A 240-nucleotide genomic window follows, 5' to 3' on the forward strand; every position below is an offset into this window, starting at 1 on the left:
TTCCCTGCCTATGGTTCAGTACATCGGCATGTGCTGCTCTATCTCTTTCGCCCATCGCTTCATGCCGCCATCGAGCACTTGGACGTTGGAGAACCCTGCCCCCATGAGCTGTATGGCCGCGCGTTCGGCACGAGTGCCGGCGTAGCACACGAGGATGTAGCGCTTACTGAAGTCGAGATTGGCGAAATGGCTGGCGAGTTCGTTCAAGGGAACGTGGACGATCCCCGGCAACTGGCACAC

The 240-nt window shown here is 58.8% G+C and carries 1 protein-coding gene; it reads right to left on the reverse strand.

All coding sequences use genetic code 11. From position 1 onward, the window contains the following. Window positions 1–15: 15 nt before the first annotated feature. Window positions 16–240: rhodanese-like domain-containing protein (locus ACLJNW_RS28100; RefSeq protein ID WP_410961901.1), on the reverse strand; the 225-nt coding region annotated here is incomplete at its 5' end.

Origin of the sequence: Salmonella sp. SAL4457, assembly GCF_046548235.1 — a bacterium.
GTDB classification, from domain to species: Bacteria; Pseudomonadota; Gammaproteobacteria; order Enterobacterales; family Enterobacteriaceae; genus Salmonella; species Salmonella enterica.